We start from the raw sequence: 16,633 nt of genomic DNA, 5'->3' as shown, positions 1-16,633 counted from the left end.
TCCACCCGTGCGAAGAAGAATGTTCGGCGCGGCCGCCACCGCAGCCGTGTTCGGTCTACTGATACCGCTGTCCGGCTGCGGAGGCTCCTCGGGGGACGGCGGCGACGGCGACACGCTGCGGCTGATCGCCGCGGAATACGGCAACACCTCCGCGAACAGTTCCAAGGCTTTCTGGGACAAGGTGACGGCCGATTTCACCAAGGCCAACCCCGGCCTCAAGGTCGAGGTGAAGCTCCTCCCGTGGGCCGACATCGACCGCGAGGTCTCCCGTATGGTCAGCGCCGGCAAGGCGCCGGACATGGCCCTGATGGGCTCCTACTCCGACTTCGCCGCGCAGGGCAAGCTGTATTCCGCGGAAGAACTCCTCTCGATCACCGCCGAGGCGAACTTCCTCCAGCCCCTCGCCGAGGCCGGCTCGGTCGGGAACACCCTCTACGGCCTGCCCTTCGTGGCGAGCAGCCGCCTGCTCTTCTACAACACCAAGCTGTTCGCGGACGCGGGCATCCTCCCCAAGGACGGCTCGGGCACCTGGCAGCCCAAGACCTGGGCGGACCTGAAGACGGCCGCCAAGGCGCTCCAGACCAAGGGGGTGAAGTTCCCCTACGCCCTGCCGCTGGGCCCCGAGGAGGCGCACGCGGAGGCGATGATCTGGGAGCTGAGCAACGGCGGCGGCTACGCCGACAGCAGCGGCAACTACAGCCTCGCCTCGGACCAGAACATCCAGGCCTTCAACTGGCTCAAGACGGAGATGGTGGGCCCCGGACTGACCGGCCCGACCTCGCCCTCGCAGCTGAACCGCGCCGACGCCTTCGCCGCGTTCCTGCGCGGGGAGGTCGGCATGCTCAACGGCTACCCGTCCCTGTCCCACGAGGCGCGCGCCAAGGGCATCACGGTCGGCGCGGTGTCCATGCCGGTCTCGGACTTCCTCGGCACCGGCGAGACCCCGCCGACCGTGGGCGTGGCCGACTGGATGATGGCCTTCAAGCAGAACGGCAAGCGCGCGGAGATCGGCAGGTTCCTGGACTTCCTCTACCAGGACAAGAACCTGTCGGACTTCGCGGGCCGCTACCACCTGCTGCCCTCGACGGTCACGGCCTCCCGCACCCCCGCGGGCGGCGGCCTCGACAAGAACGACGAGCAGTTCCTGACCGCCCTGCGCGGCGCCCAGCTCTACCCGGTCAACGACCCGGCCTGGGTGACCGTCAGCGACACCATCAAGCGCAACATCGGGCGGGCCGTCGAGCCGGGCGGCAACCCGAAGGCCGTCCTGGAGGACATCTCCTCGAAGGCGAGCGCCGCCTCCAAGAAGAAGAGCTGAGGACCGCCGGCTTCCGGACCTCCGCCCCCCCCCTGCCGCACCCCATCCCGTACGGCAGAACCGCCGCCGGCACTTGATCCAAGGCCGCGGCCCCGTCGCCCGCCGAGCGCCCACAAGGTGCGCGGGGCGACAGGCCTTCCCCACCGCTCCTCCGCGCCGCCGGGCCGTCAGGCCCCGCCGTTCTCCGTGGAGAACGCCGTGCGGTACCGCTCGCAGCTGGAGTCCCAGCGCAGCTTCCCCGTCACCGTCCCGTAGTGGGTGCGGGTGACCGACCACTCCACCGTGTACTCGCCGGTGTCACAGGCGATCCGCTTGGAGCCCGCGACCTTCTGACGCCCCGTCGCCGGCTGCCCGGTCAGCTTCTGCTCCACCTCCGCCGCCTCGGCCCCCCTCGCGTCGCGCAGCACGGCGCGCACGACGATCGGGTGCTTGCCGTTCTTGGTGGTCAGGCCCTTGTTGACGAGGACGTCGGACACCGCCCAGGCGAACTCGTACGAGGGCATCCAGGCGAGCGTGCTCGGGTCGGCGACCCGGCGCTCGTCCCTCGGGTCACCCGGACGGGCGGGGCGGGCGACCGTCTCGTACTGGATCCCCGGGTGGAAGCGGACCTGGCCTTCCAGCTTGTGCTTCTGGTCCTTGGTCCACTGGGACTTCATCTCCTTCTCGCCCCCGGCCGGGTCCTGGAGGTACCCCGTGCCCGGTGCGGCGGCGGCGGACGCCTGGCCGAGGGCGGGGGCGACGGCCGCGGCGGCCGCGGCGAGGGCGAGGGCAGCGGTGCGAGTGCGCTTCATGACCGGCCCAACGGGCTCCCGCGGCGGGCCGGAACGACGCCGCGCGCGCGTTCACCCGTACGGGAACGGCCACAGGACCCGCAGGTGACAGATTCCGCTGCGGAACGGAACACGTCCGGGGGCGCGGTGGTTGTCTGGGCCCGGACGAGAAAACGATCTACGCGGGGCTACGGGGGATGTCATGGGTGTGACGGTGGACGGTACGGTCGCGCCGGGCTGGGAGACGGTCCGGGACGAGTTCGAGGCGTTCGTGTCCCTCGAACCGAACCCGCCGGAGGCCCAGCTGGCGGTACGCCACCACGGCCGGACCGTGGTGGACCTGTGGGGCGGCGAGGACACCGACGGGGGCACCCTGAGCCCGGTCTTCTCGATCACCAAGGGCGCCGCCCACCTGGTCGTGGCGCTGCTGGCGCAGGAAGGCGCCCTGGACCTGGAGCGCCCGGTGTCGGCGTACTGGCCGGAGTTCACCGGGCACGGCAAGGAGCGGCTGACGGTACGGCAGCTGGTGTCGCACCGCTCGGGGCTGATCAACAGCGACGAGGGCTTCTCGTACGAGGAGATCGCGGACGACGCGGTCGTCGCGGCCCGGCTCGCCGGGCAGAAGCCGTTCTGGGAGCCCGGTACGGCGTACGGCTACCACGCCTTCGTGATCGGCGCGCTGACGGGCGAGGTGGTACGGCGGGCCACGGGCCGCTCCCTCCAGGAGCTCTACGAGGAGCGGGTGCGGGCGCCGTACGGGCTGGACCTGTACATGGGGCTGCCGGAGGGGCTGCTCGACCGCTGGAAGCCGATCCTGGAGATGCTGCCGACGCCCGCGCAGCAGGAGCTGCTCGCGGCGCGCGGGCCGCTGCCCGAGATGATGAAGACCGCCTTCAACGGGCACCGCGAGCCGCCGATGGACCCGGTCGCGTACGCCAACCACCCCAAGGTGCGCGCCCTCGGCCCGGCTTCGGCGGGCGGCACCGGCACGGCGCGCGGGGTGGCCGCCCTGTACGCGGCGGCCGTCGGCGGGCTGGACGGCCGGCCCGCGCTGCTGGAGCCGGCGACCGTGGCCGACGTCGCCCGGGTGCACACCCCGGGCCTCGACCGGGTCACCTCCGAGGTGGACCACTTCGGGCTGGGCTTCGAGACGCAGGCGGCGGTGGGCCCGGAGGCGTTCGGGCACTGCGGCGCGGCGGGCGCCCAGGGCTTCGCCGACCCGGTCACGGGGATCGCGTACGGATACACCCGCCGCCGCTTCGCCTTCCCGGGCGGGCTGGCCCCGGAGAACGGGCGCCTGACGGCGGCGGTGCTGGAGGTGGCGCGGGGGCTGTAGCCGCGGGTCCCGCTCAGGCCTGGCCGGTTTCGAAGCGGCTGATGTGGCCGTCGGAGACGGTGAACCGCCAGGCGGTCCGCATCTCGCCCCAGGTGTCGTTGCGGTAGTTCGCGACGAGGGCCCGGCCGCCGTCGGACTCGGACTCGACGTCCATGTGGCCCCGGGAGGCGAAGATCTCCCGCTCCGCCCACTCCTGGAGGTCGCGGTCGGAGCCGTCGTCGGACATCGTCGCGCCGGGGGCCAGCACGGCCGCGAAGGCGTGCTGGTCGCCGGCGTTGACGGCGGTGACGAAGGCGCGGACGGCGGGATCGGTGAGCTGGGCCGGCTTGATCACGGGGCCTCCTGGTCGTGCGTACGGTGCTGCGCGCGGTGCGCGCGACCAGGGAACACCCCCGGCGGGGCCGGCGGGCCGACCCTCACCCGTTCGCCGCCCGGCGGCGTGTCAGGAGGGGTCGGGGGCGGTCCGTACCGGGAATCCGGTCGGCCGGCCCTGCTCCTCCAGCCAGGACAGCACCTGGTCGAGCGCGGCGACGGTCTGCCGGCGGTCGCCGCCGCCGTCGTGGAAGAGCACGGTGGGGCCGTTGCCGAGCTCCCGCTTGACGGCGTCGGTGATGGCGGCGGTCCCGGGCTTGTGGAAGTCCTTGGTGTCGACGTTCCAGCCGAGCGGGCGCATGCCGTGGGCGACGGCGACGCGCCTGCTGTCGGGGGTGAAGGCGCCGCCCGGGGCCCGGTAGTACTCGACCTTCGCGCCGCCGCCGGCCGCTTCCTCGATCAGCTTCTTCGCGTCGAGGATCTGCGCCTCCTGGTAGGCGACGGGCTTCTTGTCCATGGCCGTGTCGTGGGCCATGGTGTGGTCGCAGAGCCGGTGGCCGGCCGCGACCACCTTCTTGACCAGGTCCGGGTGGGCCTTGGCCTGCGGGCCGATCATGCAGAAGACGGCCTTCACGTCGTGCCGGGCGAGCACGGCGAGGACCTGCGGGGTCCAGCGGGGGTCGGGGCCGTCGTCGATGGTGATGTTGACGGCGTTGCCGCCGGCCTCGGAGGCGTGGGCGATGCTGTCGGGCAGCGCGGCCGGCTGCGCCTGCGGACCGGCGCCGGGGGCCGCGCCCGGTCCGCTCCCGCCCTGGGCGCCGTCCGTACCGGTTCGGCCGGCGGCGTGTCCGGGCCGGGGGGCGGGGGCGTCGCCGGGGGTGACCAGGGCCGTCACGCCCCAGATGGTGGCTGCCACGGCGGCGGCCGAGGCGCCGACGGCTATCCGGGCCCGGAGGCCGTGCTGCTGCGTGCGCGTCATGTTCCACTCCCCGTCCGGCCGTGCAAGGGTCTTGTGGGTCATGACGCCTTGACACCTGGCGGGGTTCCCCTGAATTGCCCGACAACTTCCGGGTAATGGGGTCTTTGATCCTCAATAACCTCAGATGTCACAGGGGTTGGCGGGCATGCAGAAGGCGGGTGCGGCCCGGGGGGAACCCGGGCCGCACCCGCCCTGCGGCCGGTCGGCCGGTCAGTGCGCGAAGGAGTCCTGCGGGGCCTGCGCCGTCTTGGCGGACTCGCCGGCCGGGGCCGGACCCGCGCCGCGCAGCGGGACCTCCTTGACGAACCAGGCGAGCGCGAAGCCCACCACGGCGATCGCCGCGCCCAGCAGGAACGCCGAGTGCGTACCGGCGGCCACCGCGTGCTGGTAGGCGTCACGGACGGCCTCGGGCAGCTTGGCCAGGCTCGCCGCGTCCAGCTGGGCCGAGCCGGCGGCCTGGGCGGCCTGCGGTCCGAGCCGCTCGGTCATGGTGTCGGTGACCTGCGAGGTGAACAGGGAGCCCATGAGGGCCACGCCGAAGGAGCCGCCGAGGGTGCGGAAGAGGGTCGCCGAGGAGGAGGCGACGCCCATGTCCTTCATGTCGACGCTGTTCTGCGCGACCAGCATGGTGATCTGCATGAGGAACCCGAGACCGGCGCCGAGAACGGCCATGTAGAGGCCGGAGACGAGGCGGGTGGTGCCGGTGTCCATCGTGGCGAGCAGGAACAGTCCGACGACCATCAGCGCGCCGCCGGCGATCGGGAACACCTTGTACTTGCCGCTGCTGGTGGTGATCCGGCCCGCGACGAGCGAGACGGCCATCATCGACAGCAGCATCGGCAGGAGCAGCAGGCCCGAGTTGGTGGCGGAGGCGCCCTGCACCGACTGCTGGAAGAGCGGGAGGTAGAGCACGCCGCCGAACATGGCGAAGCCGACGAGGAAGCCGATCACCGACATGAGGGTGAAGTTGCGGCTGCGGAAGATGTGCAGCGGCATGACCGGCTCGGCGGCCTTGGTCTCGGCGTAGAGGAAGGCGGCGATGGACAGGACGCCGACGACGATCAGGCCGATGACCTCGGCGGAGCCCCAGGCGTACTCGGTGCCGCCCCAGGTCGTCACGAGGACGGTCGAGGTGATGGCGACGGTCAGCAGGGCCGCGCCGAGGTAGTCGATCCTCGGCCGTTCGCCCTGTCCCGTCTTCTTCGGCAGGTGCAGCACGGCGGTGACCATCGCGAGGGCGACGGCGCCGAGCGGGAGGTTGATGTAGAAGGACCAGCGCCAGCCCATGTGGTCGGTGATGGTGCCGCCGACCAGCGGGCCGCCGATCATGGCGAGGGCCATCACGCCGGCCATCATGCCCTGGTACTTCCCGCGCTCGCGCGGCGGGATCAGGTCGCCGATGATCGCCATGACGCCGACCATCAGACCGCCGGCGCCCAGGCCCTGGACGGCGCGGAAACCGATCAGCTGGCCCATGTCCTGGGCCATGCCGCTGAGCGCGGAGCCGACGAGGAAGATGATGATCGAGGTGAGGAAGGAGCCCTTCCGGCCGTACATGTCGCCGATCTTGCCCCAGATGGGGGTGGAGGCGGCGGTGGCCAGGGTGTACGCGGTGACCACCCAGGAGAGGTGCTCGAGGCCGCCCAGCTCGCCGACGATGGTCGGCATCGCGGTGCCGATGATCATGTTGTCCAGCATGGCCAGCAGCATGGCGATCATGAGGGCCATCAGGACGACGCGGACGCTGCGCGGCTTCACCCCCTCCGCGGCCTCGGCCTGCTTCACTGTCTCGCTCATGTCCGTCCACTCCCCTGGCGCCGGCGCTCCGCGCCGCTCATCTGCCGTTCTTCCGAGCCGGCCGGGACTTACTTGTCGCCCGGCTAGTTCACTACACTGGGGAAGGTAGACCCGCTACTAGCCGGGCGTCAAGTAAGTTCCTTTGGGGAGAATCATGTCCAGCAGCTCCAGCGACGGCGGCGCGAGCAGCGCTCCGCAGGCCAGGCGCGGGAACACGCGCCAGCGCATCCAGGACGTCGCGCTGGAGCTCTTCGCCGAGCAGGGGTACGAGAAGACCTCGCTGCGGGAGATCGCGGAGCGCCTCGACGTCACGAAGGCGGCGCTGTACTACCACTTCAAGACCAAGGAAGACATCATCATCAGCGTCTTCGAGGACCTGACGCGGCCGATCGACGAGCTGATCGAGTGGGCGCAGGAGCAGCCGAGGACGCTGGAGACCAAGCGGGAAGTGCTCCGGCGCTACAGCGAGGCGATGGCGGCGGGCGCGCCGCTGTACCGCTTCATGCAGGAGAACCAGGCCACGATGCGGGAGCTGAGCATCGGGGAGACCGTCAAGCGGCGGCTGTTCACCCTGGTGGAACTGCTGCGCACGCAGGAGGGGCCGCTGACGGACCAGGTGCGGTGCGTGAGCGCCCTGTTCACGCTGCACGCGGGGATGATGTTCCTCCAGCACGTCGAGGGCGACCCGGAGGAGACCCGGCTGGCGGCCCTGGAGGTCGCGACGGACCTGATCACCCGGGCCCACCACGGCGAGGCGTAACCGCCGGCCGACGCCGGCGACGTACGGGTCAGGCGCGGTCCGCCGGGGGCGTGGAGGACTTCGAGGAGGCACGGCGGGCCCGGAGGAGCGCGGGGACGCCGAGGCCGAGCGAGGTGCCCAGGGCCAGGCCGAGGCCGATGTTGTCGAACACCAGGAGCCCCAGCACGAGTCCGGCGGACATCCCGGCCGACAGGCCCATCGCCACGTCCGGGTGCGCGGAGTCCGGGCGGGCGTCGCGCTCGTCTTCGTGTGTCATGCACACAGTGTGTCAGTTTGCCCCGTACGGGGGAGGACGCGGCGCGGCATGGCGGCGGCGGGGTGAGCAGGCGGTAGGGCATGGGGTGCACGCTCGGCGGCGAGGCTCCCTGGAGGCCCCATGACAGCGGTGGACCACGCGGCCCGGACCGAGCGGCGGGTGCGCCAGGGCTCGGCGGTGCTGCGGTGGCTGACGACCACCGACCACAAGGTCATCGGCAACCTCTACCTGGTGACGGCCTTCTCCTTCTTCCTCTTCGCCGGCGCGCTCGCCCTGCTCATGCGGGCCGAACTGGCCCGCCCGGGGCTCCAGATCCTGTCGAACCAGCAGTACAACGAGGCGTTCACCATCCACGCCACCATCATGATGCTGCTGTTCGCGACGCCGGCCTTCACCGGCTTCGCCAACGCCGTGATGCCGTTGCAGATCGGCGCGCCCGACGTGGCCTTCCCCCGCCTGAACGCCTTCACCTACTGGGTCTACCTCTTCGGCGGCCTGATGGTCGTCTCCGGCTTCCTGACCGCCGACGGGGCGGCGTCCTTCGGGTGGTTCGCGTACGCCCCGCTGAACAGTGCGGTGTTCTCCCCCGGTACGGGACCCGACCTGTGGGCGATGGGGCTGGCCGTGGCGGGGCTGAGCACGATCCTGGGCTCGGTCAACTTCATCACCACGATCATCTGCCTGCGCGCCCCGGGCATGACGCTCTTCCGGATGCCGATCTTCACCTGGAACGTGCTGTTCACCTCGGTCCTGGCGCTGCTGGCCTTCCCGGTGCTCACCGCCGCCCTGCTGTGCCTGGAGGCGGACCGCACGTTCGGCGCACACGTCTTCGACCCGGCGAACGGGGGCGCCCTGCTGTGGCAGCACCTGTTCTGGTTCTTCGGGCATCCGGAGGTCTACATCGTGGCCCTGCCGTTCTTCGGCGTGGTGAGCGAGATCCTGCCGGTGTTCAGCCGCAAGCCCATGTTCGGCTACGCCGCCCTCATCGGGGCGACGATCGCCATCACCGGGCTGTCGGCGACGGTCTGGGCGCACCACATGTTCGCGACGGGCGCGGTGCTGCTGCCCTTCTTCTCGCTGCTGTCGTTCCTGATCGCCGTGCCGACGGGGGTGAAGTTCTTCAACTGGATCGGGACGATGTGGAAGGGCTCGCTCTCCTTCGAGACGCCGATGCTGTGGTCGACCGGGTTCCTCGTCACCTTCCTGCTGGGCGGTCTGACCGGGGTGCTGGTCGCCTCGCCGCCGCTGGACTTCCACCTGACCGACAGCTACTTCGTCGTCGCCCACCTCCACTACGTCCTCTTCGGCACGATCGTCTTCGCCACCTTCGGCGGCCTCTACTTCTGGTGGCCCAAGCTGACCGGGCGGATGCTGGACGAACGGCTCGGGAAGATCCACTTCTGGACCCTGTTCACCGGCTTCCAGATCACCTTCCTCGTCCAGCACTGGCTGGGCGAGGCGGGGATGCCGCGCCGGTACGCCGACTACCTCGCGGCCGACGGATTCACCCTCCTCAACACGGTCTCCACGGCCGGCTCCTTCCTGCTGGGGCTGTCCACGCTGCCCTTCCTCTTCAACGTGTGGTTCACCCGCCACCACGGCAGGCGGGTCACCGTCGACGACCCGTGGGGCTGGGGCCGCTCCCTGGAGTGGGCGACCAGCTGCCCGCCGCCGCGGCACAACTTCCACGCCCTGCCCCGGATCCGCTCGGAGTCCCCGGCCTTCGACCTGCACCACCCGGAGGTTCCCGTTGAAAGGTGAGGCCTGGCTCTTCACCGGTACCGCCCTGTTCTTCGGCGTCACCACCGTCGTCTACGGCTCGCTGTCCGACGAGCCGGCGGGCAGTGCCGCGCTCTGCGTGTCCTTCGTGATGTCGGGGCTGGTCGCCGCGTTCCTGTGGCGGCAGTACCGGCGGGGCGGGGAGCGGGCGGAGGACCGTGCGGACGCCGAGGTGCGGGAGGCGGGCGGGCGCCGGGGCTTCTTCCCGGCCCGCAGCTTCTACCCCGTCCTCACCGCCGCCGGGACGGCGCTCGTCGGCCTGGGCGTGGTGGAGGGGCTGTGGCTGTGCCTGATCGGCTTCGGTGTCCTGCTGCCCGGGGTCCTCGGCTTCGCCTTCCAGAACCTCGGCCACGCCGAGTAGGTCAGGGCCGGTCCGCGGGGGGCTCGGGCCGGTCCGGTCCGGCGAGGGTGGCGGCGATCTTCCGGCGCTGCTCGGCGGTCACCGGGTACGGGACGCGGTCGCGGTAGTACCAGGCGCTGATCGCCGCCCGGGTACGGTGCAGGGCCCGGCGCGGCCGGGAGCGGGCGGGGTCGTCCTCGTACTCCAGCGGCCGGGGCAGGTCCCGGACGAGCAGGGCGTAGCGCTCGTCGGGCGGGAGGGGCGCGTGCTGCGGGTGGAAGCCGCCTTCGACGCCCTGGACCGCGAGGCCGGTCTCCCCGCCCTCCGTCAGCAGGGCCCTTTCGTGCGCCTGGAGGGCCAGGCACAGCCGCCTGGTGAGCCAGAAGACCGCCACCGGCACCGCGAAGAGCGCGACGCGCAGCGTCCAGGTCAGCTCGGGCAGCGGCAGGGCGAAGACGAAGGCGAGGACGTCCTGGGCCCCGGCGAGCAGCAGGACCGCGTACCAGGAGAGGCCCGCCGCGCCGAAGGCCGTACGGACGGGCCGGTCGCGGGGGCGGTCGCACAGGTGGCGCTCGCCGTCCGCGCCGGTGATCCAGCGCTCGAAGAAGGGGTAGGCGTAGAGCACCGCGAAGAGCAGGCCGGGCATGAGGACGGCCGTCACCAGCGGGTTCCAGGCGATGGTGTGCCCCCACAGCCGGGTCTCCACACCGGGCATCAGGCGCAGGGCGCCCTCCAGGAAGCCGATGTACCAGTCGGGCTGGGAGCCGTCGGACACCAGGTCCGTGCGGTAGGGGCCGTAGACCCAGATGGGGTTGACCTGGGCGACGGCGGCGAGCGCGGCCAGGACTCCGAAGACGGCGAGGAACAGGCCGCCCGACTTGGCCAGGTAGTGGGGGAAGAAGGGCTGGCCGACGGCGTTGCGGGCGGTCCTGCCGGGGCCCGCCCAGTGGGTGTGCTTGAGGTGGACGACGAGCAGCAGGTGCACGGTGACCAGCCCCAGCAGGAGGCCGGGAACCAGCAGGATGTGCACGGGGTAGAGGCGGGAGACGATGTCCGTGCCGGGGAACTCGCCGCCGAAGACGAGGAAGCCGAGGTAGGTGCCGGCGACCGGTACGGACAGCAGGACGCCCTGGGCGATGCGCAGACCGGTGCCGGACAGCAGGTCGTCGGGGAGCGAGTAGCCGGCGAAGCCCTCCAGCATCGCCAGCATGAACAGGGTCACGCCGATCAGCCAGTTCACCTCGCGCGGGCGGCGGAAGGCGCCGGTGAGGAACACGCGCAGCATGTGCGCGCCGATGGAGGCGAGGAAGACGATCGCCGCCCAGTGGTGGATCTGGCGGATCAGCAGGCCGCCGCGCACGTCGAAGCTGATGCGCAGGGTGGAGAGGTAGGCCTGCGACATGAGGACGCCGCGCAGCGGCTCGTAGGAGCCACGGTAGGGGGTTTCCCGCATCGACGGGTCGAAGAAGAGGGCCAGGTACACCCCGGTCAGCAGCAGGACGACGAAGCTGTAGAGGGCCAGCTCGCCCAGCAGGAACGACCAGTGGTCGGGGAACGCCTTGCGCAGCGTCCCGCGGGTGAGCTCCGCCAGTGGCAGGCGTTCGTCGAGGGCCTGGGCTCCCCGTACCGCCCGTGCTCTGCGCTTGGACCCCGGCACCGGCCTGCACCTCCTGACCGCGCCGCCCGACGCGTACGCCACGCCACGCTACCGAAACGGGTCAGGTCGGCACAGAACAGACACGGCCGCTCAGTCGCGCAGACGCCGTTCGGACTCCGCGATGGGGACGTCGTTGATGCTGGCCTCGCGGCGGCGCATCAGGCCGTCGTCGTCGAACTCCCACTGCTCGTTGCCGTGGCTGCGCCACCACTGGCCGGCCGCGTCGTGCCACTCGTACGTGAAGCGGACGGAGATGCGGTTGCCGGTGTACGCCCACAGCTCCTTGCGCAGGCGGTAGTCGAGCTCGCGCTCCCACTTCTCGGCGAGGAAGGCGCGGATCTCGGCGCGGCCGGTCAGGAAGCGGTCGCGGTTGCGCCAGACGGAGTCCTGCGCGTAGGCGAGGGCGACCCGTTCGGGGTCGCGGGTGTTCCAGGCGTCCTCGGCGGCCTGCACCTTGGCGCGGGCGGTCTCCTCGGTGAACGGGGGGGTGAGCATGGGTGGTTCCTCTCGCGTCACGGCTGGGAGAACGATCGTTCCCCACCGTAGAGAACGAGCGTTCTCGCCGCAAGGCATTCTGAACTACCCTTCACCCCATGGACGATGACGAGGCACGGACCCGGCTGCTCGACGCGGCGGAGGCGCTGTTCTACGCCGAGGGCATCCAGGCCGTCGGCATGGACCGCGTGCGCGAGCGGTCCGGCGTACCGCTGAAGCGGCTCTACCGGGTCTTCCCGTCGAAGGAGGTCCTGGTCGCCGCCTGCCTGGAGCGGCGCGACGCCCGCTGGACCGGCGGCCTGCGGGAGGCGGTGGCCGGGTCCGCGGAGCCGGTGGCGGCCGTCTTCGACTGGCTGGCGCGGTGGTTCTCGGAGCCGGACTTCCGCGGCTGCGCCTTCCTCAACGCGTACGGGGAGCTCGGCGCGGGCCCCGCCGCCGTACTGGACGTCGTACGGCGCCACAAGGCCGGGCTGCGGTCCCTGCTGGGCGGCCTGACCGACTCCCCCGCCCTCGCGGACCAGCTGCTGATCCTGGTCGAGGGCGCCACGGTGGTGGCCGCCCTGGACCCGGGCCCGGAACCGGCCCTGCGGGCCCGCGAGGCGGCACTGCGCCTGCTGGAGCCGGCGGGGGGCTGAGGCGGGGGCGCGAGGCCCCGGGGCGGGCCCGAGGCGTCGGGGGCCGTACGGATGCCGGCTCAGGCCCGGGGCCGGTCACCACCGGAAGAGCACTCCGCGCCAGGTCCACCCCGCGCCGAGGACCGCGTCCCGCAGGGGATCCCTCATGTCCCGCGAGTCGTAGCGGGACGTCTCGACCAGGCGCCGACGACCGTCGGGCCCCTTCTGGAACTCCCACGTCCGGGAGACCCTGGCCCCGCCGCCCCGCGCGTACTGCCGGCCGGAGTGCTCGTGCGAGAGCTGGCCCCACTGCTCCTGGAGCGTGTGCACCTCGCGGCTCGCGGGGACCAGCCGCAGCCGGATCGCGACGGTCAGGTCGGGCTCGGTGATCCGGCGCTCCGCCACCAGGTCGGCCTTCTCCTTCGGGAGGGCGTGACGCACGCGGAACGGCGCATCCGGTCCGTTGAGGGCCAGCAGCGCTTCCCGGAGCTCCACGGTGTGCAAGGTCCTGCCGACCCCGGCGGGGTATCTGGTGCCGGTCACCCTGTCCCAGAGCCGCCCCATCGTCAGACCTCCGCTCCGGCGTCCGGGCGCGCGGTGCGCACGACGTCCCAGCCTATGCGCGGACACCGGGCAGATTGTCATGACCCGGTAACGGCTCTTGGCCGGGCGGAAGTTGCCGTGCATATGATCGGACCCTTCCGACGGGGGAGTTCAGGACATGGCAGAGGACACCGCCCAGGGCCTGGTCGGCATGCGGCTCAACCACGTACCGCCGGAACCGTCATCCGGGCCCGGCGGCCCCGGCGGCTCCGGCGACTTCGCCTCGACACCGGCCGAGAAGAAGGCGGCGGCCAACACCATCGAGACCGAGCTGGAACCGAACACCAAGAAGGCCGCGGAGCACGCGGACGAGGCCACCGGCACCGCCCAGAAGGGCTTCGAGGGCTGGGAGACGGCCGCCGGCCTGAAGACGGTGGCGGACACCTGGGACCAGCAGGTCAAGACCCTGATGGGCCGTCTGTCGGCGGAGAAGACCTCCCTGCGCGGGGCCTCCGGCCTCTTCGTGCGCAACGACGTCGGCACCGGTGACCAGTTCCTCGCCTCGCGTTCGAAGCTGAACAGTTTGTAGGGGGAGCCGTGGCACTGAACTACTACGAGGTCATGACCACGGACCTCGGCCTGCTGACCACGGCCGCGGGCAAGTGGGAGGCCATGGCGGGCGAGCTGAAGAAGGTCGAGACCCGCTACGGCGACACCGTCCAGAAGATCACCACGGGCCAGGACTGGCAGGGCCTCAGCGCCGGAACCGCCCACACCGCCTTCGCGGCGACCCGCTACGAGTACGCGGCCGCGCAGATCCAGGCCAAGGCGATAGCCGGCCTGCTGCGCGAGGCGCACGAGAAGTTCACCGACCTCAAGAAGAAGCTCGAAAGCGCGCGGGCCGACGCGGTCGCCGCCGGCATGACCGTCTCCGAGCAGGGCCGCGTCGCGTTCGACCACGCCCGCCTCACCCCCGCCGAGCGGAGCGCCTACCACCACGACCCCGACGGCCAGAAGACGATCGCCGAGGCCGTCACGAAGTGGCAGCAGCACCTCGACGACCGGGTGAAGGCCGTCACCGAACTCGACCAGGGCGTCAAGAACGCCCTCCAGGGCGCGGTCGTCGACAGCAACAAGGACGCCTTCGGCAAGGGCGCGGACCAGACGCTGACGGGATTCAACGCGGGGGCCCGGGGCGAGCTGGCCAAGGCGCCGAAGCCGGACGAGTCCGCGGTGACGACGAAGCCGGACGGCGCCGAGTTCACCGGCCCCGACGCCGGCTTCAGCGTCAGCGGCACGAAGTACGGCAAGGAGGGCTCGGCCAAGGCGTACGCCGAGCTCTTCCACTTCACCGCGAAGGGCGAGTCCACCAAGGGCGGGGTGAACTGGTCCGGGATCGACGACTGGTCCCTGGGGGCCCGGGCCAGTGCGAACTACGGTGCCACCAACAGCGGCATCACGGGCAAGGCCGAGGTGTCGGCGGGCCTGCGCGGCTTGCTGGAGGGCCGCGCCCAGAAGGGCTACGGCGAGGTGTACGGGCGCGGCGAGGTCTTCGTCGGCGGTGAGGCCTCGGCCAGCCTGGGCGTGGGCAAGGACGGGTTCAACGCCGGGGCGAAGGCGTTCGCCGGGGAGAAGGTCGGCGCGGCCGGCGGTGCCGAGCTCGCCGGGCTCGGCGCCGGCGGGACCGCCGAGGCCTGGTACGGCGCGGGCGCCGAGGCCAAGGCGACCTTCGGCAAGGGCGACGACGGCAAGTGGCACGTCGGCGGCGAGGTGGGGCTCGCCCTCGGTATCGGCGGATCGGTGGGCGCGGAGTTCACGGTCGACACGGACAAGGTGGGCGAGGCCTTCGACGACGCGGCCGATGCGGTCGGTGACTTCGCCGGGGGCGTCAAGAACACGGTCGGCGGCTGGCTCGACTGATGTACGTTTCCGAGGTTGCCGAGCAAGGAGGGCCCGAGATGCCCGCGACACTGCCCGTCCCGATCGAGTTCCGGCTCCCGCAGGGGTGGCAGGCGGCCCCGCCGGACGAGGTCGGCGCCCCGGACGTGGCGTTCGTGGCGCTGCGTCCGCAGCCGGACGCGCCGGACGCCGGGTTCACGGCGAACATCACGGTCGACGGTGAGTTCCTCGCCGACGGGGTGACGCTGGAGGAACTGGCCGACGCCTCGGTGGCGCGGGTGGAATCCGGCGCCGAGGCGGTGCGGCTGGCCGGTCGCCGCGAGATCGGCTCGCCGCAGGCACCGGGCCTCACCCAGCGGCTGGACGTGACGGCCTTCACCGGCGGCGCCCTGCGCGAGCTGGTCCAGCTCCAGGTCTGCATGACCATCCAGGACATCGCCGATCCCCACAAGCGTGCGGTGATCCGCCTCGTCCTGACCGCCACCGCCGCACAGCACGACGGCGTACTGGGGGACTTCCAGGAGTTCCTCCGCACGGTGCGCCCCGACACGCGCCCGGTGTCCTGACGGTGGGCCTCTGGGAGAGGTTGACGGGCACCCGGCATCCGGACCCCGGCGCCGAACCGCTGTCCTCGCCGGAGGTCCGGGAGGCCCTCCGTTCCGTGGGGGGCGCGGACAAGCCGTATGTCGTACGCACCGCCCGCCCGGCGGAGAAGGCGGACCTGGTGGCGGAGTGGCGGGTGCTGGAGCCGGCCTGGCGGGACTTCTTCCTCCCGACCCGGGTGCAACGGACCCTGAAGATCCGCATGCGTCTGGTCGCCGAGGAGCACGAGGTGCGGGCGCTCGACGAGCAGCTGGAGATCGAGTGGGTCGGTGACACTCCGACGCTGGCCGTGCCGGCCTCGACCGAGTTCAGGCGCGGGCAGACCCGCACGGTCTCGAAGCGGTGGACGGTCGAACGGGGCCCCGGCGGGCGCCCCCGCCTGTCACCCGACCGGGTCTTCGACACGGCCGACCTGAAGGACCCCCTGCGCAAGGCGGTCCTCGGCGCGGGATGGACCTGGCGCGGCGTGCTGTTCCGGCTCTGACGCCGGCCGCCGTTCCGCCGCCCGCCGGCCCGGCCGGGCCGGTCGCGTCAGCGGCAGTCGACCTCGTGCAGGGCGGGCTGTACGGGGTCCCCCTCGCGGCCGTGCAGGGTCAGGGCGCCGTCGTCCGGGCCCCACCTCAGCTCGTACTGGCCGGCCGCGACGGGGCGGATGCCGTCGTCGGTCATCCACGAGCTGCTCCTGAAGGCCAGGCCCATGCCCTTGGCCGCGTACAGGTCGCCGCTGCCCCCCATGAGGAACGCGGTCTCGCGCACCACGGCCCGGCAGCCGTCCGGTCCCGCCGGCTCCAGCACCCGGTACTCCGCCCACAGATCCCCGAGCCCGCCGAACGCGGTGCCGGCGACGGCCGCCAGGGCGGACAGCGCGAGCACCGCCCACTGCCATCCCGCGCGGTCGGGCGCCGGGCGTCGCCGGAACAACACCCGGACCGCGGCGGCGGCCGGCAGCAGCAGGAACCCGGCGACCACCCAGTGCGGCAGCACCCACCCGGGGACGACCAGGACCAGGTCGGTCCAGCCCACGACGGCGGCGAGCGCCGCGCACAGGACGGCACACAGATACGGCAGGTCCACCGCGCTCCGCCGTCGATCCGTGTCGCTCACCATCCGCCCAGGATAGGGGGATTGCTGCAAATGATCATGACCTGGGGTAACGCCCTACGGTGGGCCCCGAC

The 16,633-nt window shown here is 72.0% G+C and carries 19 protein-coding genes; 10 read left to right on the top strand and 9 right to left on the bottom strand.

Annotated features, from left to right (window positions below; genetic code table 11):
* Positions 1–19 precede the first annotated feature (19 nt).
* The gene (locus AB0D45_RS05545; RefSeq protein ID WP_361598117.1) at positions 20–1,318 is read left to right on the top strand and encodes an extracellular solute-binding protein; all 1,299 of its coding nucleotides are present in this window, start codon (positions 20–22) and stop codon (positions 1,316–1,318) included.
* Positions 1,319–1,485: 167 nt separating this feature from the next.
* Here AB0D45_RS05545 and AB0D45_RS05540 read toward each other — a convergent pair whose 3' ends face one another.
* Positions 1,486–2,109 (bottom strand): hypothetical protein, encoded by a 624-nt coding sequence (locus AB0D45_RS05540; protein WP_362455399.1) that lies wholly within the window; start codon positions 2,107–2,109, stop codon positions 1,486–1,488.
* Between the two features lie 181 nt (positions 2,110–2,290).
* On the opposite strand from AB0D45_RS05540, the gene AB0D45_RS05535 reads away from it, so the two are divergent.
* On the top strand, positions 2,291–3,424 hold the full coding sequence (locus AB0D45_RS05535) for a serine hydrolase domain-containing protein (protein ID WP_362455398.1): 1,134 nt from the start codon (positions 2,291–2,293) through the stop codon (positions 3,422–3,424).
* A gap of 13 nt (positions 3,425–3,437) precedes the next feature.
* Here AB0D45_RS05535 and AB0D45_RS05530 read toward each other — a convergent pair whose 3' ends face one another.
* The 3 genes from AB0D45_RS05530 to AB0D45_RS05520 all read right to left on the bottom strand — a co-directional run bounded on the left by AB0D45_RS05530 (position 3,438) and on the right by AB0D45_RS05520 (position 6,512).
* Positions 3,438–3,758 carry a nuclear transport factor 2 family protein gene (locus AB0D45_RS05530; protein WP_361598108.1) on the bottom strand — a complete coding sequence of 107 codons (321 nt, stop codon included), beginning with the start codon at positions 3,756–3,758 and terminating at the stop codon, positions 3,438–3,440.
* Positions 3,759–3,866: 108 nt separating this feature from the next.
* Positions 3,867–4,715 (bottom strand): polysaccharide deacetylase family protein, encoded by an 849-nt coding sequence (locus AB0D45_RS05525; protein ID WP_362455397.1) that lies wholly within the window; start codon positions 4,713–4,715, stop codon positions 3,867–3,869.
* 210 nt (positions 4,716–4,925) lie between these two features.
* Positions 4,926–6,512: an MDR family MFS transporter gene (locus AB0D45_RS05520; protein WP_361598105.1), complete on the bottom strand. Its 1,587-nt coding sequence runs from the start codon at positions 6,510–6,512 to the stop codon at positions 4,926–4,928.
* A 154-nt stretch (positions 6,513–6,666) separates the two neighbouring features.
* On the opposite strand from AB0D45_RS05520, the gene AB0D45_RS05515 reads away from it, so the two are divergent.
* Entirely contained in the window at positions 6,667–7,272 is a 606-nt protein-coding gene (locus AB0D45_RS05515) for a helix-turn-helix domain-containing protein (RefSeq protein WP_361598102.1), read from the top strand.
* 28 nt (positions 7,273–7,300) lie between these two features.
* Here AB0D45_RS05515 and AB0D45_RS05510 read toward each other — a convergent pair whose 3' ends face one another.
* The gene (locus AB0D45_RS05510; protein ID WP_362455396.1) at positions 7,301–7,528 is read right to left on the bottom strand and encodes a hypothetical protein; all 228 of its coding nucleotides are present in this window, start codon (positions 7,526–7,528) and stop codon (positions 7,301–7,303) included.
* A gap of 120 nt (positions 7,529–7,648) precedes the next feature.
* Between AB0D45_RS05510 and ctaD the strand changes: the two genes are divergently transcribed.
* Together ctaD and AB0D45_RS05500 are read left to right on the top strand one after the other, a co-directional pair.
* The gene (ctaD, locus tag AB0D45_RS05505) at positions 7,649–9,289 is read left to right on the top strand and encodes a cytochrome c oxidase subunit I (RefSeq protein ID WP_362455395.1); all 1,641 of its coding nucleotides are present in this window, start codon (positions 7,649–7,651) and stop codon (positions 9,287–9,289) included.
* On the top strand, positions 9,279–9,668 hold the full coding sequence (locus AB0D45_RS05500) for a cytochrome c oxidase subunit 4 (protein WP_361598093.1): 390 nt from the start codon (positions 9,279–9,281) through the stop codon (positions 9,666–9,668). Before ctaD ends, AB0D45_RS05500 begins: the two co-directional genes overlap by 11 nt.
* 1 nt (position 9,669) lies before the next feature.
* On the opposite strand, the gene AB0D45_RS05495 is transcribed toward AB0D45_RS05500, so the two are convergent.
* Positions 9,670–11,304, bottom strand: a complete 1,635-nt coding sequence (locus tag AB0D45_RS05495) for a cytochrome b N-terminal domain-containing protein (protein ID WP_362455394.1) — start codon at positions 11,302–11,304, stop codon at positions 9,670–9,672.
* Between the two features lie 90 nt (positions 11,305–11,394).
* Complete coding sequence (locus AB0D45_RS05490; protein WP_362455393.1) at positions 11,395–11,799, bottom strand: nuclear transport factor 2 family protein; 405 nt, start codon at positions 11,797–11,799, stop codon at positions 11,395–11,397.
* Positions 11,800–11,897: 98 nt separating this feature from the next.
* On the opposite strand from AB0D45_RS05490, the gene AB0D45_RS05485 reads away from it, so the two are divergent.
* On the top strand, positions 11,898–12,434 hold the full coding sequence (locus AB0D45_RS05485; RefSeq protein WP_362455392.1) for a TetR/AcrR family transcriptional regulator: 537 nt from the start codon (positions 11,898–11,900) through the stop codon (positions 12,432–12,434).
* 75 nt (positions 12,435–12,509) lie between these two features.
* Here AB0D45_RS05485 and AB0D45_RS05480 read toward each other — a convergent pair whose 3' ends face one another.
* Entirely contained in the window at positions 12,510–12,908 is a 399-nt protein-coding gene (locus AB0D45_RS05480) for a hypothetical protein (protein ID WP_362455391.1), read from the bottom strand.
* A gap of 226 nt (positions 12,909–13,134) precedes the next feature.
* On the opposite strand from AB0D45_RS05480, the gene AB0D45_RS05475 reads away from it, so the two are divergent.
* From AB0D45_RS05475 to AB0D45_RS05460, 4 genes are read left to right on the top strand one after another with little or no spacing between them, the layout of a single operon-like run.
* Positions 13,135–13,545 carry a hypothetical protein gene (locus AB0D45_RS05475; protein ID WP_362455390.1) on the top strand — a complete coding sequence of 137 codons (411 nt, stop codon included), beginning with the start codon at positions 13,135–13,137 and terminating at the stop codon, positions 13,543–13,545.
* 8 nt (positions 13,546–13,553) lie between these two features.
* On the top strand, positions 13,554–14,876 hold the full coding sequence (locus tag AB0D45_RS05470; protein WP_362455389.1) for a hypothetical protein: 1,323 nt from the start codon (positions 13,554–13,556) through the stop codon (positions 14,874–14,876).
* Between the two features lie 38 nt (positions 14,877–14,914).
* Positions 14,915–15,421 (top strand): hypothetical protein, encoded by a 507-nt coding sequence (locus AB0D45_RS05465; protein ID WP_362455388.1) that lies wholly within the window; start codon positions 14,915–14,917, stop codon positions 15,419–15,421.
* A gap of 20 nt (positions 15,422–15,441) precedes the next feature.
* The gene (locus AB0D45_RS05460) at positions 15,442–15,942 is read left to right on the top strand and encodes a hypothetical protein (protein ID WP_362455387.1); all 501 of its coding nucleotides are present in this window, start codon (positions 15,442–15,444) and stop codon (positions 15,940–15,942) included.
* Positions 15,943–15,989: 47 nt separating this feature from the next.
* Here the strand turns inward: AB0D45_RS05460 and AB0D45_RS05455 are convergent, their stop codons facing one another.
* Positions 15,990–16,565, bottom strand: coding sequence for a hypothetical protein (locus tag AB0D45_RS05455; protein ID WP_362455386.1), 576 nt, complete (start codon positions 16,563–16,565; stop codon positions 15,990–15,992).
* Positions 16,566–16,633 lie beyond the last annotated feature (68 nt).

This window comes from Streptomyces sp. NPDC048352, assembly GCF_040651895.1.
Taxonomy (GTDB): domain Bacteria; phylum Actinomycetota; class Actinomycetes; order Streptomycetales; family Streptomycetaceae; genus Streptomyces.
This window is presented reverse-complemented; position numbering and strand designations above follow the sequence as displayed.